The organism is Sporosarcina sp. QA0331, from assembly GCF_055808055.1.
Genome location: NZ_CM147850.1, coordinates 68489 through 85469, shown reverse-complemented (window position 1 = coordinate 85469; position 16981 = coordinate 68489). Strand labels below are relative to the sequence as shown.

The 16981-nt window shown below is 41.5% G+C and carries 16 protein-coding genes and 1 other annotated feature; of the genes, 6 read left to right on the top strand and 10 right to left on the bottom strand.

The window, feature by feature from the left end; all coding sequences use genetic code 11:
- Nucleotides 1-9: 9 nt before the first annotated feature.
- Complete coding sequence (locus AC0L13_RS00425; RefSeq protein ID WP_473642842.1) at nucleotides 10-345, bottom strand: ArsR/SmtB family transcription factor; 336 nt, start codon at nucleotides 343-345, stop codon at nucleotides 10-12.
- 251 nt (nucleotides 346-596) lie between these two features.
- Here AC0L13_RS00425 and AC0L13_RS00420 point away from each other — a divergent pair, with 251 nt between their 5' ends.
- Nucleotides 597-1238 carry a nitrite reductase gene (locus tag AC0L13_RS00420; RefSeq protein ID WP_473642840.1) on the top strand — a complete coding sequence of 214 codons (642 nt, stop codon included), beginning with the start codon at nucleotides 597-599 and terminating at the stop codon, nucleotides 1236-1238.
- Between the two features lie 91 nt (nucleotides 1239-1329).
- Here the strand turns inward: AC0L13_RS00420 and AC0L13_RS00415 are convergent, their stop codons facing one another.
- From AC0L13_RS00415 to AC0L13_RS00405, 3 genes are read right to left on the bottom strand one after another with little or no spacing between them, the layout of a single operon-like run.
- Nucleotides 1330-1680: a YxeA family protein gene (locus AC0L13_RS00415; protein WP_473642838.1), complete on the bottom strand. Its 351-nt coding sequence runs from the start codon at nucleotides 1678-1680 to the stop codon at nucleotides 1330-1332.
- A 3-nt stretch (nucleotides 1681-1683) separates the two neighbouring features.
- Nucleotides 1684-3537, bottom strand: coding sequence for an ABC transporter permease (locus AC0L13_RS00410; protein WP_473642836.1), 1854 nt, complete (start codon nucleotides 3535-3537; stop codon nucleotides 1684-1686).
- Nucleotides 3524-4291, bottom strand: coding sequence for an ABC transporter ATP-binding protein (locus tag AC0L13_RS00405; RefSeq protein ID WP_473642834.1), 768 nt, complete (start codon nucleotides 4289-4291; stop codon nucleotides 3524-3526). The genes AC0L13_RS00410 and AC0L13_RS00405 overlap by 14 nt, the downstream gene beginning before the upstream one ends.
- Before the next feature lie 147 nt (nucleotides 4292-4438).
- On the opposite strand from AC0L13_RS00405, the gene AC0L13_RS00400 reads away from it, so the two are divergent.
- Together AC0L13_RS00400 and AC0L13_RS00395 are read left to right on the top strand one after the other, a co-directional pair.
- On the top strand, nucleotides 4439-5140 hold the full coding sequence (locus AC0L13_RS00400) for a response regulator transcription factor (RefSeq protein WP_473642831.1): 702 nt from the start codon (nucleotides 4439-4441) through the stop codon (nucleotides 5138-5140).
- Nucleotides 5141-5148: 8 nt separating this feature from the next.
- On the top strand, nucleotides 5149-6528 hold the full coding sequence (locus AC0L13_RS00395) for a sensor histidine kinase (RefSeq protein ID WP_473642829.1): 1380 nt from the start codon (nucleotides 5149-5151) through the stop codon (nucleotides 6526-6528).
- A 151-nt stretch (nucleotides 6529-6679) separates the two neighbouring features.
- On the opposite strand, the gene norA is transcribed toward AC0L13_RS00395, so the two are convergent.
- Both norA and AC0L13_RS00385 read right to left on the bottom strand, forming a co-directional pair.
- Nucleotides 6680-7843, bottom strand: coding sequence for a multidrug efflux MFS transporter NorA (gene norA, locus AC0L13_RS00390; RefSeq protein WP_473642826.1), 1164 nt, complete (start codon nucleotides 7841-7843; stop codon nucleotides 6680-6682).
- A 261-nt stretch (nucleotides 7844-8104) separates the two neighbouring features.
- A complete protein-coding gene (locus tag AC0L13_RS00385; protein WP_473642823.1) occupies nucleotides 8105-8653 on the bottom strand; it encodes a YusW family protein in 549 nt (182 codons plus the stop codon).
- Between the two features lie 390 nt (nucleotides 8654-9043).
- Here AC0L13_RS00385 and AC0L13_RS00380 point away from each other — a divergent pair, with 390 nt between their 5' ends.
- Together AC0L13_RS00380 and AC0L13_RS00375 are read left to right on the top strand one after the other, a co-directional pair.
- The gene (locus AC0L13_RS00380) at nucleotides 9044-10498 is read left to right on the top strand and encodes an Msr family ABC-F type ribosomal protection protein (RefSeq protein WP_473642821.1); all 1455 of its coding nucleotides are present in this window, start codon (nucleotides 9044-9046) and stop codon (nucleotides 10496-10498) included.
- A 111-nt stretch (nucleotides 10499-10609) separates the two neighbouring features.
- Nucleotides 10610-10963, top strand: coding sequence for a glyoxalase superfamily protein (locus tag AC0L13_RS00375; protein ID WP_473642819.1), 354 nt, complete (start codon nucleotides 10610-10612; stop codon nucleotides 10961-10963).
- 24 nt (nucleotides 10964-10987) lie between these two features.
- On the opposite strand, the gene AC0L13_RS00370 is transcribed toward AC0L13_RS00375, so the two are convergent.
- Together AC0L13_RS00370 and AC0L13_RS00365 are read right to left on the bottom strand one after the other, a co-directional pair.
- Nucleotides 10988-11626 (bottom strand): O-methyltransferase, encoded by a 639-nt coding sequence (locus AC0L13_RS00370; protein ID WP_473642817.1) that lies wholly within the window; start codon nucleotides 11624-11626, stop codon nucleotides 10988-10990.
- Nucleotides 11613-11963, bottom strand: coding sequence for a hypothetical protein (locus tag AC0L13_RS00365; RefSeq protein WP_473646789.1), 351 nt, complete (start codon nucleotides 11961-11963; stop codon nucleotides 11613-11615). The genes AC0L13_RS00370 and AC0L13_RS00365 overlap by 14 nt, the downstream gene beginning before the upstream one ends.
- A gap of 203 nt (nucleotides 11964-12166) precedes the next feature.
- On the opposite strand from AC0L13_RS00365, the gene AC0L13_RS00360 reads away from it, so the two are divergent.
- Nucleotides 12167-12679 carry a methylated-DNA--[protein]-cysteine S-methyltransferase gene (locus AC0L13_RS00360; RefSeq protein ID WP_473642815.1) on the top strand — a complete coding sequence of 171 codons (513 nt, stop codon included), beginning with the start codon at nucleotides 12167-12169 and terminating at the stop codon, nucleotides 12677-12679.
- A gap of 59 nt (nucleotides 12680-12738) precedes the next feature.
- Here the strand turns inward: AC0L13_RS00360 and ileS are convergent, their stop codons facing one another.
- A complete protein-coding gene (gene ileS / locus AC0L13_RS00355) occupies nucleotides 12739-15816 on the bottom strand; it encodes an isoleucine--tRNA ligase (protein WP_473646787.1) in 3078 nt (1025 codons plus the stop codon).
- A gap of 68 nt (nucleotides 15817-15884) precedes the next feature.
- Nucleotides 15885-16124: a binding site (T-box leader), on the bottom strand.
- 102 nt (nucleotides 16125-16226) lie between these two features.
- Nucleotides 16227-16970: a pirin family protein gene (locus AC0L13_RS00350; RefSeq protein ID WP_473642813.1), complete on the bottom strand. Its 744-nt coding sequence runs from the start codon at nucleotides 16968-16970 to the stop codon at nucleotides 16227-16229.
- Between the last annotated feature and the right edge of the window lie 11 nt (nucleotides 16971-16981).

Sequence of the window (16981 nt, the reverse complement as noted above, 5' to 3'; positions counted from 1 at the left end):
TCTGCGTAATTAATTATGCGTTGCGTGTTCAATCGCCTGTCTCAATAAATTCATAACGTGATGATCATCTTCCGAGTAATATATCGTTGTCCCTTCTCTTCTGAACTTAACTAATCGTAAATTTTTCAAAAAGCGCAATTGATGAGAGACAGATGATTGACTTAGATTTAACGTTTCAGCAATATCATTAACTGAATGCTCCTCTTTGCATAATAAGTTTAAAATTCGAATTCTCGTTGGGTCACTTAACGCCTTAAAAGTTTGAGATACAACAAATAATGTTTCTTCATCCAAAAGTTCCTTATTTTCATCCAATACCTGATCTACGCTGCCCTCTGCACTCATTTTTATCCCTCCATATTTTCATTACTGTTTATATGAGCATATGTTCATATATTATAACCTCTATTCCTTTTTGTCAAATCAAAATATAGTACCCCCCTATTTTTAAATACCCAATAGTTATATATTTTAACTCGTAGTATTTATATGACGCTATTTCAATCTAAAATTAAAAACCACTTCTTTACATACCCTACTTAGGTATTGTAATATGACTCTGTAAGATTTCTAAATGAAAGGTGCGTCAAAATCACATGCAAACAGAGAAAAAGGTGAAATTGGCTGTTAACGGCGGAATTTCGTTCGGCGCTAAATTAAATGCTAAGCAGTTAATGATCCTTGCTGACTATTTAGGTGATCAAGAGTTGGAGTTAACGACATTCCAACAATTATATATTGAAGTGTTGGAAAGCGATGTCGAATTCATTCAAAAGAAGTTCAGTGAGGTCGGCCTATCCTGCTATCCGGTCGGGAATTATGTAAAGAGCATACGCCATTGTAATTTTTGCAAAGGTGCGGAGGAAGAAGGAATGCCTGTCGCTATCGAGCTGAATAAGCGAATTGCCGGAAGACCTGTCCCATTCACTCTTCGGCCGGCCTATACAGGGTGCCCGATAGGATGCGGCGAGCCGCTCGTCAACGACATCGGCGTCATGAAATCGCGGAAAGGCTATGACTTGTATATTGGAGGAAATGCGAAAGGTGCTTATGCAAAGACAGGAACACTTTTACTTGAGCAGGTGCAGCCTGATGAATTGTATGAAGCTGTTGATCAAGTGATCGATTTATACGCGGAGAATGGCAAAAAACGTGAACCGTTTTATAAATTCGTCAACCGTTTTGGCATGGATAACATAATGCAATATATAATGAATGATTCGGCTCAAATTGAGTAGACTTCTTTGAAATTGATGAAAAGAATAAGTCTCTACCATGATTGATGATTGGGAAAAGAGGCCATCCGCCTTTGGATAGCCTCTATATATTTTAAAACTTCACCTTATCCGGAATGTCTGATGGCTGCACTTCATCATAGGAAGTAACTACATTTCCCTTTTTCAAATACAACTTCAAATATGCCCCTTCTCTCAACTCTTTCGCTGCTGAAAATTCCACTTCGATTGAATCACCATTCTCTTTATAGGCGGTGCCGGTATATAAATACCTTTTTATAATTTCACCCGAGTCCAGCTTTGTTTCTTCGACTGAGCTTTCAGCAGGGATTTGATAGTAAGCATTATCTTTTCCCATTCGATTGAAGTCTACCGTCGCCAAGGCAACGATCGCTCCGATTAACAAAACAGCTACTACGACTATTCCAATTAAACCTTTCTTCATCTATTATCCCTCCAAATAGCTTCTTCTAATTAATTTATTGAAGTTATGAACTGTAGCAATATAATAAATCGCATAGATTAACGTGTAAGCGACCATCCAAATGACGACCGGAACTAAGAAATCCATCATGAGCAAGTTTGAGACAGCAGTCAACGCAACGCCTCCATGAAGAAGTCCTAAAAGTAGAGGTGCAATGAAAATGACACCGACTTGCCCGCGGATCGTTCGCTTCATATCTTTGTTTGACACGCCGATTTTATGGAGAATGGCGTACTTCGCTTTATCCTCTTCCGCCTCCGTCATCATTTTAAAGAATATGATGCTTCCTGTCGCAACAAGAAAAACAAGCCCTAAGAAACTCCCGACAAATAATAAGGCTCCTAAAGACTCAATGGAGGCACTGTAATCATCTGTCGCGCTCGAAAAACTATCTGTCGACGCCGCCAATTTATCGGATACTTCACTCTGTTTTTTGTAATCCATGACAGTAACAGCTTGCAGCAATTTCTCATCATAATCCATTTCATCATATAATTGATCCGGTACTACAATTACATTTGCGCCGAACGTTCCTACATTGAACAATGCCTGATCATAAAGCTTAGCAACTTTGAAATCCGTATCATTGATCGTGATCGCTTCAATTTCGTCGGTCCACCGTTCATCATAATAGGCGTCAATTGCGAAGATTTCACCCTTGTTCAGCTTTTGAACTTCCGGCCACTCTATGTTCTTTGCCAACGTTTGATAAGTTGTCTCATCAATGACAGTGTATTCCACTTCATAAGTATCAATTGGAACGCGGACCATTTTGCTATTGAACGAAACCTCCGATTCAATAATTGCAGGATCAATCGTCTGCTTATCCCCCTCCCACATAAAAGTGTAAGGCGTATACATTCCCACATTTTTTTCGGCATTATAATAAACCCCGAATACCGCTCCGCCTGAAGTAATTGTCGTTGCGCTCAGCACAGTAATGATTGTCAATGTTTTGGCGTTTCCTCTAATCCGGTATAGCAATTGGGAAGCAGTCATCATATGAAGACCTTTCCAAGCCCAGCGCGGATTTCTTTTCAACGCTGACAATGCATAGACAAGAACGCTATGGAACAGTAGATACGAGCCGATTACGGTCAATGCGATGATAACGATTGGTGTCGCGATCCCTAATATCCGCCATACTTGCGATTGAGTTAAGTCCTGTAAGGCAATTGCGTATGCAGCAGCCAATGCCAACACACCCAAAACTGCTGTCACGATACGTGCTTTCGGTACTTCTTCGCCTTTTTTCTCGGCATGGAATAGGTCAATTAACTTGAAACGGTAAATAACCCGATACCCCATCAATGAAGTAACTAAAAAGATGATAAAAAACACAATGATTGTGTTGATAAGCGCGCCTGTTGAAAATGTAAATCCTGCAACAACATCAAGTCCCATAAGCTTCAATAATATGCTTAACAAAACGCGGGAGAGCAAAAATCCTAATACGACCCCAATGATGAGCGATAGTAATCCGATTACCATGTTTTCAAAAAACAGAAGAAATCCGATTGATCGCTTCCTCACGCCAAGCAACGAGTAAAGTGCGACTTCCTTTTTCCTCTTCTTCATGAAAAAAGAATTGGAATACAATATGAAAATTGCTACAAAGATCATGAGCACAAATGCAGCGGCGCCCATCACCCCTTGGATCTGCTTTGACATTTCAGCCGCCCCGCTAATACCGTCGCTATATTTCAAAGTCGCAAATGTAAAGTAAATGAGGATCGAAAAAACAGTAGATCCGATGTATAGCGAATAGCTTTTCATATTGCGGCGTATATTTTTTACCGCTAAATCAAATAACGTCATTCGATTCACCGCCTACTTGCGATAGCTCATCCAAAATCATTTGGAAAAACTCCTTACGTGTCTTCCTTCCACGTAATATCTCTTTCGACAGCCGGCCATCTTTTATGAATAAAATGCGGCGACAAAAACTGGCGGCATATGCATCATGTGTTACCATCATAATCGTCGCTTCATGCTTTTCGTTCAGCGAGCTCATGTTTTCAAGCAAATCCGTTGCCGACTTTGAATCCAATGCGCCGGTCGGTTCATCCGCAAAAATGATTTTCGGCTTGGAAATCAATGCACGGCTCGCCGCTGTGCGCTGTTTCTGCCCTCCCGAAATTTGATAAGGGTATTTATCAAGCAAATTGGTAATGCCAAAAGTCGCTGCAATTTCTTCTACACGCTCTTTAATGACTGCTGGTTTCTTCTTTGCAATCGCAAGCGGCAACAGTATATTTTCTCGGACCGTCAACGAATCCAATAAATTATAATCCTGGAAGATGAATCCTAAGTGGTCGCGCCTAAAATCTGCAAGCTTCTCTTCATCCATTTTTGCGATATTGTCCGTTCCGATTACAATATCCCCGCTCGTCGGTGTATCGATTGTTGCTAATACATTAAGCAATGTCGATTTCCCGGCCCCCGAAGGACCCATGACACCAACGAATTCTCCATGGTCGATTTCAAATGATATATTTTCAAGCGCATTGAATGTGGTCGCGCCTTTTCCGTATGTTTTTTCAACATTTTTCACAAGTAATAATGATTCCATTTTTTTCGCCTCTCTTTCGTATATCCTTACTATACTCGGCGAACCTTAAGCTAAATTTAATCCTCCCTTACATTATCCTTAAATATAGGCGGGGTACGGTAAATTGCATTATACTTGAGCAAAGAAGTTTGAAAGGATGTGCGCGATTTGGCGAAGCCACGAATCTTAGTCGTAGACGACGAAAGCGATTTGCGTCATTTAATGAAAACCGCACTTATGAAGGAAGGTTTTTCGGAGATTGAAACGGCGGACTCCGTTCAAGAAGGTTGGGAGCAATTCGAGTCGTTTTCACCCGATATCGCAATTTTAGACATCATGCTTCCTGACGGGGAAGGCTTTGATTTATGCAAAAGGATTCGGGAAGTCTCCCATATTCCAATTTTATTCTTGTCGGCAAAGTCCGACGAGACAGACAAGATATTAGGTCTCGCCATTGGGGGCGATGATTATATTACGAAACCGTTCAGTCCAAAAGAAGTCGCATTTCGAGTAAAAGCCCAATTGAGACGGGCGGGCTATTATGAAACAGAAATGCCTTCGCAATCTAAAAAAATCACTGTCGGACCGTTTTCAATGAATGAAGCGGAAACCGAAGTGACCAAACATGGTGAAACTTTGGAACTGACAGCTAAAGAAATAGGATTGATGGCTTGTTTTATGCATCATCCGAACCAGATTTTAAGCAAAGAGACACTCTTTGAACGTGTTTGGGGGGAAGATTTTTTCGGTGCGGATAATACGTTGATGGTACATATCCGCCGTCTCCGTGAGAAAATCGAAGAACATCCGTCAAAGCCGATCTATCTTACAACTGTAAAAGGACTAGGTTATAAATTCATTGCGAAATAGGTGATTCGATGAAATGGAAGTTGACAATCCGATACTTGTTTTCAGTCTTAAGCATTGTTTTTATCGTCGTTTTCGTCAATTTATTTGTCCTGATCGGCATCCTTTATTACCAACAGATGAATGGCAATGACAACATATCTGCCGATACAGGCGAAAATTTCACACGCCAATTTTCCCGCTATCTATCGATTGAAAACGGGCGGCCCGTCATTTCAGACGAAGGGGTTCAAGCACTTCAGGAATTTGGCGGCTGGCTCCAAGTGTTAGATCAAAATGGACAGGTTGTCGCGGCCGCCTTACCACCTGCAGATGCACCCGCACACTATAGTCCAATTGAGCTCGTACATATTTACAAATATATGGACGACCAATTTACAACATATTATATCGGCCAATTTGAGGAGTACAGCTATCTATTAGGCGTCAAAGATTCTGCGGAAGAGCGGATTATCTTCATGTTCAACATGAAGTCCTTCCTATCTTATATGTCAAAAGCATTCTTCGGCATTACAATTGCCGATCTGCTAATCGCCATGCTCATCGGATTGCTGTTTAGCATTATTATCACAAAGCCGGTTACATACATGATCGACCGGATCTCACAGCTGAAAGAGCGTAATTTCTCCGTCCAGAAAATGAAACGCCAAGGTATTTTCAAACCAGTCTTTTCAAATTTGAACTCCGTCTCCGAAACATTGCAAGCCCATGAAGAGGAGCGCATGAAGTTGGAAAAGATGCGCGAAGAGTGGATAAGCAATGTTTCGCACGATTTGAAGACGCCTCTCGCATCCATTCAAGGCTTTGCGGAATTGCTGCGCGATCAGGACGTTACAGAATCGGAACGGGTAACCTATGCGGAAGTCATTGAACGAAAATCCATTTATATGAAGGAACTATTAGATGATTTCAATTTAACAATGCGTTTGCGTAATCAAGAAATGCCCCTCCATCGCGAATATACACGCCTCGAAAGCTTTGTCCGCGAAATGGTCATAGACGTGTTGAACGACCCAAAATACAGCAATAGCGCAATTTCTTTCAGCAGCTACACCACAGATCTGAGATGGTATATCGACCGCCACCTAATGAAGCGGGCAATTTTAAATTTTATCAATAACGCGATCATCCACAACGACAAGGATATCCAAATCACCGTCAGCGTCTCAAATAGCGGAATCACAATCGAGGACGACGGAAAAGGCATTCCCAAACATGACATGGACCAGATTTTTGAACGCTATTACAGAGGGACAAATACGGAAGATATCCATGGCACTGGCCTCGGACTGGCCATCTCCAGAGACATAATCGAGGCACATGGCGGAAATATTACATTAAAGAGCGAAATCGGCGTAGGTACAAAAGTGGAGATTCAGATGGAAGGATGACAAAGCAGCAACATCTCCAACAATGTTGGCTATACGAATGTTAAGTCGCATTTTCTATGAATAAATGGGGGCACACGAATATAAAAATAAAATACAGGTGTTACTCCGGACACCTGTATTTTGTAGTCGTTCAGTTCAGTTTAGAAATCCATCATAATGTCACATGCTTAGGCTTCTTCCAAAACAGCGCTAATACGGTGCCTAACAATAGGACGATAGCTGCAAAATAATACGGGTAGTTCAAATCAATGTCGAAAAGCACTCCCCCTATAATAGGGCCAAAAATATTGCCGATACTTGTAAACGTCGAGTTCATTCCACCGACAAATCCTTGCTCATTGCCTGCGATTTTCGACAAGTATGAGGTAATTGCCGGACGCATCAAGTCAAATCCGACGAACAGAACGAATGTCGTCAATAAAATGGATAAATAGGAGCTGACAACAGTCATCAGCACAACAAGAACTGTAGAAATCCCTAACGACCAACGGATTAGATTGATTTCTCCCATCATTTTTGTTAAACGGTCAAACAGTGCCACTTGTGCAATCGCCCCGACTAACGCACTCCCTGTAATGACGATCGCAATGTCCTTTGGCGTGAAGCTGAACTTATGATCGACGAAAAGGCTGAATAGCGATTCGAATGCTGCAAGCCCAAATGATAATACGAATATTAAAATGAACGCAATAAAATACATGGGGATAAAAATACGCCGCAAGCCCGTTTTTTGTCCGGGAATCGGTGTTTCTTCAGCTACTCGATCCGGTTCCTTCAGAAGGATGATGGAAAGGATCGCAGCGAGAGCTCCAAGCACACCTGCTGAATAAAAAGGCACTCGTGTACCGATTTCCGCTAAAAACCCTCCAAGCCCCGGACCAATGATGAATCCAGTACTAATCGCAGCCGACATGTAGCCAAGCGCCTTTGACCTGCTTGAGGCTGTCGTTATGTCCGCAATGAAAGCTGTCACGGCGGGCATGATAAAGGCTGCACTTATACCGCCAAGCATACGGGAAACAAAAAGGACTTCTACCGTTTTACCGATGCCGAATAAAAACTCAGAAAATCCGAATATGAACAAACCGACGACAATCATAATTTTACGCCCGTATTTATCTACCCATTGACCAGCAATCGGCGAGAAAATAAGTTGGGTAATCGCAAATGCGGCAACCATATATCCAACGACGGAGCCGGTGATCTCCAGTTCATTCATAATCGTTGGAAGAACCGGAATGACAAGCCCTATACCTAAAAAGGCGATAAATAAGTTCATTAACAATATCGCCAATACTACATTTTTTCTTTTCATAAGAAATCTCCTCTAATTTTCTGCAAGGTGGCAGGCACCGAGACCGATGGGTTGTTTCACCTTTTGAAGATTATACCATCTTTACCTAAAAAGCTAGTAATCCCTTGCCCTTTTCTCCGTCGGGTTGCCATCAAACAAAGACAAGTGAGATTTGATTTTCATTTGCGGGCGGTTCTGACAGTAACCGATACATTAAAAAACGTAAATGTAAATCAAAACAAACGTGAATATGAAGCTCACGTTTGTTTTGATAGTATCGCTTTATTTATTTGTTTTATCTTCGAATTCTATTTTCGTTCCATCATTAAATGTAATTTCCAAATCAAATTTCGTATAGTCGTTTGGTAGGTTAAAGGTTTTCAATACTTCCGCAATGGCTTCTTCCTTGCTCGTCTGCTGAGTAATATTCAACTTCTGAACGAGAGGATGCAATTCATCGAACGCCTCTGTGCCATTTTTCTCGACATGGTTTAATGAATCTTCAATTTTAGCTTTAACGGTACCTACACTTTTCGTCTCGATTTCTACTTCGTATTCGGTATCGCCTGCATATTCAACTTCCAATTCAAATTCTGCATAGTCAAGCTCATCCATCCTCTGCAACATATCGTCTTGATTGGATGCGTCGTTGTTTTGCTCAGCGTTTGTAGCCCCTGGTGAACTTGCTTCACCTTGTGCATTCGTTTCACTCTCACTTACCGCGGGCGTTTCGTCTTTTACGGTAGGCTCTTCTTTCTGGCCATCTGTACCACAGCCAATCAACATGAGCGACAACGCACTGGCGAAGGATAATGTACCGATTTTTTTCATTCGAATGACCTCCAATCTATGTTATTCCTTACCCGATACATAGTATTTTAATCAAATTTGACAATTCAAAAAGAACCCGATAAGATGAGATTAATTGAGAGGAGCGAAAGATACATGGCATTTTTACAACTATACTGATCCATATGCATGATGTGAATACCGTTTTTAGACGGTTTATTTGCTATGTGTACGGTGTAGGTATGTTGTAGAAAGAAAATCGCTCTACGGGATATCCATACCAATTTACGAGTACACAGGGCGATCTGTGTACTTTTTTATTGGAGGGAAAAAGATGATGACTTTATTATTTTATTGATATGAGCTTATTTCAGTAAGCTCGTATCGATTCCAGCTATCGATACGAAATCAAAAATTTCGGAGGTAGCGAAAATGGAACAAATTTGTTTTGAATTAAAGAATATTGAAATGACTTATTTAGATAAAGAAATCCTTACAATTGAACATCTTGCTGTGCATCAGTTTGATCGCATCGGGATTGTCGGACAAAACGGGGCTGGAAAAAGTACGCTTCTTAAGTTGCTTGCCGGGGAAATTCAACCGACAAGAGGACAAGTGTTGCGTCATATGGAATGCGGGTATTTTCAACAGCTCGAGCCCACCTCCTCGATAGAGGCGGATCATGGGATGCTTGGCAGACTAGCTGTTCCGGCCAACTCCGATCGACTTAGCGGAGGAGAGCAAACGAGACTAAAGCTCGCACATTTGTTTACCCATTATCATGAAGCCTTGTTGATCGACGAACCGACTACCCATTTGGACCGTGACGGTATTTCATTTTTACTGGATGAACTGCGCTATTATTATGGAGCCCTCGTTCTCATCAGCCATGATCGGGCCGTCTTAGACGAGCTCGTGACGACGATTTGGGAAGTGCACCAAGGTGAAGTACACGTCTATCAGGGAAATTACAGTGACTATAAAGCGCAAAAGCAGTTAGAACGTGAACAGCAACGCCAAGCTCACGAACAGTTCCTGAAGGAAAAAAGCCGCCTGGAACAAGCTGCGCAAGAAAAAATGAAAAAGGCCGAAAAAATTACACAAGCAACCAATATGTCGAAAAAGGAAGCTAAAGCGAAAGCAAATCGCATGTTTGAAACGAAATCGAAAGGTACAAGTCAAAAAGCCGTGTACCGTGCAGCCAAAGCGATTGAGCAGCGCATCGAAAACATGGAAAAAGTCGAACCGGTGATAGATGATAGGCCTATCGTTTTCCGGCAATCAAAAGCATTGGAATTGCATAACAAATTCCCGATTATGGCCGATCGGCTAACCCTTCAGGTTGGGGGGAAATTGTTATTAGACGATGTGAGTTTCCAACTGCCGCTTGGAAAGAAGATTGCGATCACCGGCGGAAATGGTGTTGGGAAAAGTTCATTGCTCAACTACATTGCAAAGGATGGAGAAAATCTCAGCATTTCACCAAAGGCTAAAATCGGTTACTTCCAACAGTTGAGTTATCAATTTGTCAGCAACGAAACAGTTCTCCAATTTTTGAGCAACCGATCTGATTACGATGAAGGTTTCTTGCGAAGCGTATTGCATGCGATGCAATTTACAGGAACGGATATTCAGAAACAAGTGCAGTCTCTAAGTGGAGGTGAAGCAATCCGTCTACATTTATGCCAACTGTTTTTAGGTGAATACAATATTTTATTGTTGGACGAACCGACGAACTTTTTGGATATTCATGCGCTTCATGCGTTGGAGCAATTTATACTTGCGTATGAAGGGACGGTTATATTTGTCTCGCATGATCAAACATTTATCGATCATGTGGCAGACGTACAGTATTTGATCCATTCAAAAAAGATAAAGTTAGTTTAAATAAAAAATCCCATCCAATTATTTTTTTGGATGGGTTTTCTCTTCGTCTCTAGTATACTTATAGGTAGTTTAAAAATTAAAAACTGTCCGTCGGAAGGAGTGCAATGTTGAATGATTACACCTATTTTTCGGATTTTCGATATCGATAAAGCTTATGCATTCTATTTGGATTACTTAGGATTTCAATTGGACTGGCAACATCAGTTTGCTGAGAACATGCCACTGTACTTTCAAATTTCTATGGATGGAATTGTTTTGCATTTATCTGAACATCATGGCGACGCTTCTCCTGGAAGTTCAGTGCGAATAAATTTAGATGATTTAAGAAGCTATTATGCTTCTCTATCGGCAAAAGAGTACCGCTATGCCAACCCTGGTATAGAGAAAACGCCTTGGAATACACTCGAGTTGAAGGTAACCGACCCTTTTTCAAACAGGATTATTTTTTATGAGGATAATAAGTAGAGAATCACTACGTTGTAATCAGTTTTATTTCTTCACCCTTGAAACTGTCATTCCATCACCGATTGGAATCAGGATGGATTCCAACCGAGGATGATTCGCTACGGTTTCATTAAATTTCTTCATCTGTTCTGTATACCGTTTCGGTACGACTTCAGGATCTGCTACGCTTCCCCTAGCGAGTACGTTGTCCGCAACGATGAGCGCTCCTGGCGAGGAAAGTCGAATGCAATAATGTAAGTAGTTTTCATAATTCCCTTTGTCGGCATCGATGAAGAAAAAGTCAAATCGTTTATTCTCCTCCACGAGCTTTTCGAGGCTTTCCAATGCCGGCCCGGTCATATACGTAACTTGATCGCCAAAGCCGGCTTTCGCTAAATTGCTATATGCCAGTTCTGCATATTTCTCTTCCAATTCAAGGGACGTCAATGTCCCGTCACTTCCGAAACCTCTCGCAAGAAAAATGCCGCTATAGCCCCCAAGTGCTCCTATTTCCAGAACATGCTTAGCGCCTGACGATGACACGAGCATCGTTAATAGTTTCCCCGCTGAGGGAGATACTGATATCGAGGGCATGCCATTTTCTTCAATAGAGGAAATGACTTCTTCCAATAAGGAATCTTCCTGGCAAAAAACTGAATCGATATATCGGTTAATTTGTCTCATTTAACTCTTCCCCTTTCACGTCTTGATCTTCCGCCGCTTCTTCATTCTTTTCGCTAGAAATTTCTGTTAAATCGCTTTCTTGTATTTCGAACAACTGAGTAAATTCAGCGATGACCATATCAATCGCTTTCAACTCTCCAATTAACACTTGATGAATCGATTGGAATTCCGGTTTTTCCAATTGCTGCTGGATCGTTGAACGCTTGCAGATCATTCTTTCCAAAAAGGAGATAGCCCTTCCCCGCCGAAAGGTTTTAGCACCCTGATGCTTCATGCCTTCCTTCCCTTTATTGCGCCGGCCGCGATGATGTCTCTCTTTCATATAATCCTTTTCAATTTCATTTTTCACTACGAGAACCTCCTTTGTATACAAATGTATACAATCGATTACATTTATATATTGTATACACTCGTATACAATTCGTCAATTTCGAATCTGTGTAATCATCAATATTGTTATCCCTCTACCCAAATCTCTGTTCCTTCTATTAAGAATGAAGGTATAATTATCGTAAGGAATAGGATGGGAGGAGGTTTAATATGGAACAAAACAAGGAGAATATTGTTTACTGGGCGTTATTGAATCATGGCCAATGGAAACTATATTTGGCAGCGACAACTGAGGGGCTTTGCTACGCCGGTCCGCATAACGCTCCATTCGAAGAACTTGCCGCGTGGACGAGGAAACGACTTCCAGCGTATAGTTTGGTGGAAGACAGTTCTATCTTGGAACCTTATGCAGAGGAATTGATTGACTATATGGAAGGAAAACGAAAAGCGTTCACAATGCCATTAGATCTTCACGGTACTCCGTTTCAACAATCTGTCTGGATGGCTTTGCAGGAAATACCGTATGGACAAACTGTTTCATATTCTGATATTGCCAAAAGGATTCAAAATCCGAAGTCGGTGCGCGCAGTCGGCGCCGCAATCGGAGCCAATCCTCTGTTGATCACAGTTCCATGCCATCGCGTCATTGGGAAGAATGGCAACTTGACCGGGTTTCGCGGCGGTTTGGACATGAAAAAGCAATTGCTGGAGTTGGAACAATAATTGAGAATACTAAATAGCCCACTAAGAGCCGAGACTCTGGCGGGCTATTTTTGGTCAATTTACTGTTTAAGTGCTACCTTCACAATCTCTTTTCCAAATTTCATTTCAAAGTACCGGTCGGAATCAGCGATTTTTTTCAAATTTACATTATGAACAAGAATGCTTTCTTTAATTAAATCCATGAAACGCAAAATGACTTCATTGGTAGCTTCTGTTGCCGAAAGGTCGATTGATATATATTGCTCAACAGGCAAATTGATTTTCTTGCGGGTATCCTGCACCGATCTGATTAATTCCCTGACGCGGCCTTCCTCCACCAATTGCTCTGTAAGCTTTGTATCCACTAAAACTTTTACATGCTGATCACCCGCCATATCGAAGCCGGCTAATATTGCATACTCGATATTGATATGTTCTTTTTGCAACGTTATTTCCTGCCCATTTACATTGATCTGCAGTCGACCGTTATTGATGAACGAAATCTTCTCCTCTTCAGGAATATGTTCCACGTATGATTTAATGGCATTTACCAAATTTCCGAATACCGCGCCTGCAGTTTTGAAATTCAACTTAAATTGGGCTGATTCATATTGCGACAGATCCTCTGTATAGACAACCTCTTTCACATTCAATTCATCTTTAATAATATTCGTGTAGGCTAGTGAAAGATGCTCCCTTTCTGGGCGATAAACAATCATTTTCTGTAATGGCTGCCTAACCTTTATATTATTTGTATTACGGATGCTTCGGCCCAGTTCCACTATCCTCAGGATAGTATTCATATCATCCTCTAATTCCGTGTTGATCATTGAGTCATCACCTGAAGGATAGTCTTGTAAATGAACACTATTTTGATGTAGCTTCACATGAATATCTTCTGCAACAAAAGGGACAAATGGTGCCAACAATCGGCTAATTGTGCTTAAAGCTTCAAATAATGTTGAATATGCTGCTAGCTTATCCTCTGATAGACCTGCAGCCCAAAACCGATTTCTTGACCTTCGGACATACCAATTACTCAACTCCTCGACTAAGACCGCAATTTCACGCGTCGCTTGGGTGAATTGATAGCGATCCATATTGGCTGAAACGAGCTTTGCCGTACTCTGCAGCCGTGAGAGGATCCACTCATCCAATATCGTCCTCTTTCCAGTCTTCTCTTTATTGTACACATATCCATCTATTTTCGAATACAACTCAAAAAACTTATACGTATTATCGAACGTATCAATTAACTTCGATTTTGCCTCCTGCACAATCTTTTTCGAGAAGCGTTTCGGATTCCATGGTGAACTATCGACTAAGAAAGCCCATCGCAATGCATCTGCCCCGTATTCTTCAAGAAGCTCCATCGGGTCTAAGGCATTCCCTTTACTTTTAGACATTTTTTGTCCATGTTCATCCAGCACATGACCGAGTGACAAGACGTTCTTATAAGGGGCATCCCCAGTAAATAAAGTGGAAACAGCGAGCAGGCTATAGAAAAATCCCCTCGTCTGATCAATTCCTTCAATTACTACGTCCGCCGGGAATTGCGATTCGAATTTTTCTTTATCTCCAAATGGATAATGGTATTGCGCAAATGGCATTGAACCACTATCGAACCAAACGTCAATAACTTCAGGCGTTCTTAGCATGACGCCTTTACATTTCGGACAGGTGCACTGCACTTCGTCAATATACGGCTTATGCAATTCGATATCGTTTGAAACCGATGATTTGGCTATTTTTTGTAGAGCCTTGATACTGTTCGGCGCTTCTTCATGCCCACAGTCGGAGCATATCCAAACGTTTAAAGGCGTACCCCAATAGCGGTTTCTACTTATATTCCAATCCACAAGATTTTCAAGGAAATTACCGAACCGGCCATCTTTAATATGCTCGGGATACCAATTTACTGTTGCATTATTCTCAAGCATTTTCTCTTTTAGAGATGACATATTAATAAACCAACTATCTGTTGCATAGTAAAGCAACGGAGAATCACATCTCCAGCAATGCGGGTAGCTATGCTCGTATTTTTCCTTATGATAAAGTTTCCCTTGTTCCGAAAGCATCTTAATGATATCGACATCGCAGTCCTTTACAAATTTCCCCGCAAGCTCTACAACGTCTTTTGTATAACGCCCTTCCTGATCAACGACATTAATGAACGACAATCCATTTTGTTGAACTGTTTTATAGTCTTCTTCCCCGTAAGCAGGAGCAACGTGAACAATACCTGTACCACTATCCTCAGTTACATAATCAGCTAATACAACTTGATGGCCCTTCGAGACATTTACATAATTGAATGGAGGTGTGTAATGCACTCCTTCAAATTCCACGCCTGGATGTTCACTTAACAAATGCGCACTATCACCAAGCACCTTTTCAACTAGCGATTTGGCAACAATATAAATTACCCCTTCCTTTAGGGCACGTACGTACGTTAGCTTGGGGTTCATAGCAAGCGCTACATTCGCAGGCAATGTCCACGGTGTCGTCGTCCAGCCTAGGAAATATTCCTCCGCATCAAGACGCTTAAACTTTACAGTCGCCGATAAATCTTTAACATCTTTATAACCTTGCGCGACTTCGTGCGAGCTCAATGAAGTTTGACAGCTCGGGCAGTATGGGGATACTCGATGCCCTTTGTACAATCGTCCGTCTTTATGAACTTTACTTAAAATTTTCCAGACGCTTTCAATATAATCGTTGCTCAACGTCATATAAGGGTCATCCATGTCGACCCAATAGCCTAATTCTTCCGTGAAAGAACGCCACTTCTTCTCGTAAGTGAATACACTTTCTTTGCATTTGTTGATAAAAGGCTCCACGCCATATCGTTCAATCTCCTGTTTCCCTGAAATTCCAAGCTGCTTTTCAACTCCTAATTCAACAGGAAGACCATGCGTATCCCAACCCGCCTTCCTTTCTACCTGGAATCCTTGCATTGTTTTGTATCTTGCCACTACATCCTTTATCGTTCGTCCAAAGGCATGACCTACATGGGGCAAACCATTAGCGGTTGGCGGTCCTTCATAAAACACAAATGGCGGCTTGCCCTCGCGAAATTTAACAGATTGACTAAAAGTGCTTTCCTTGGACCAATAGTTTCGAATACGTTCTTCACGCTGAACAACTGTTTCTTTCATTTGATGACTGTTCATTGATATCGCTCCTAAACTTTTTTTATAAACAGCACACAAAAACCCCGTCCCAAGAAAGGGACGGGGTTAACCGCGATACCACCCTAATTCTATTGATCCGATCAATAGCACTTAGCAACGTACAATCATACGCGTTCCTGTTAACGGTGGACTTCCGATTAGACTTATGAAAAGATTTCAGTCTAACTTCTCAGAGAGGATATTCACGTAACTCTTGAACACTGACTTGCACCAAAATGTCAGCTCTCTGTAGACCAAGGAGAAACGCTACTTTTTCTCATCAACGAATTTGTATGCTTTTATGGAATTGATTGTAGCAAAAGGAAAAACAGTTGTCAAACTGTTTATTATATTTAAACATACCGAACGATAAAGCTGTAATTCGCCAAATAGAATTAGTAATACTTCAGCAACCCACTAATAGTCCCTTCCATAGACATCTGGGCATTCAAATCGACAAAGAATAATACGATTGTAGAATCCTCATTCGCAACCAGCGGTGGGAGCGGGTTGACTAAGTCCGTTATAGCTTCTTGTTTACCGATAGTAAAATCTACAATAGCAATTTCACCGTCCATTACGTATAGAAAGGGTGAAAAACCCGCATACAATGGGATTTCTAGCTTTTCGCCCGCTTTCGGATGCGCATCCAATATGTAGACGTTTTGCCTAACATATAAAGGCGCGCCGCTTCCTTTGGGACCAGCCATTACATACCAATCGCGATTATCTACAGGTTTATCATGAAATTGAATTTCCGGTGAAAGGTCAGTTTCATACGGACGGACGAAGATTTGAAGCATTTCCACTTCATCTTCCTTTACTTTCTCCTCATGCCAGAATCCCGCTCCCGCATTCATCAGCATTAATTTCCCTCGTGCTATCGGTGCTTCAAAACCCGCTGAGTCCTTGTGGTGTGTGACTCCAGAGATTATATAACTTAGGATTTCATCATTGACGTGCTCATGCATTTTAATCGTTAGTCCTTTTTTCATGATGGCATGATCTATAATCGCTAACGGTCCAAACGCAGGGTCAGCGGTTTTATTCCCCAAAATGTCACCTGGCCGGACACGTGTAATTGAAAATGGACCTTTGAACGGCTGTGCATGATTTCCCGCTTGAAGTTTTTGCAACAAGAGAACACCAC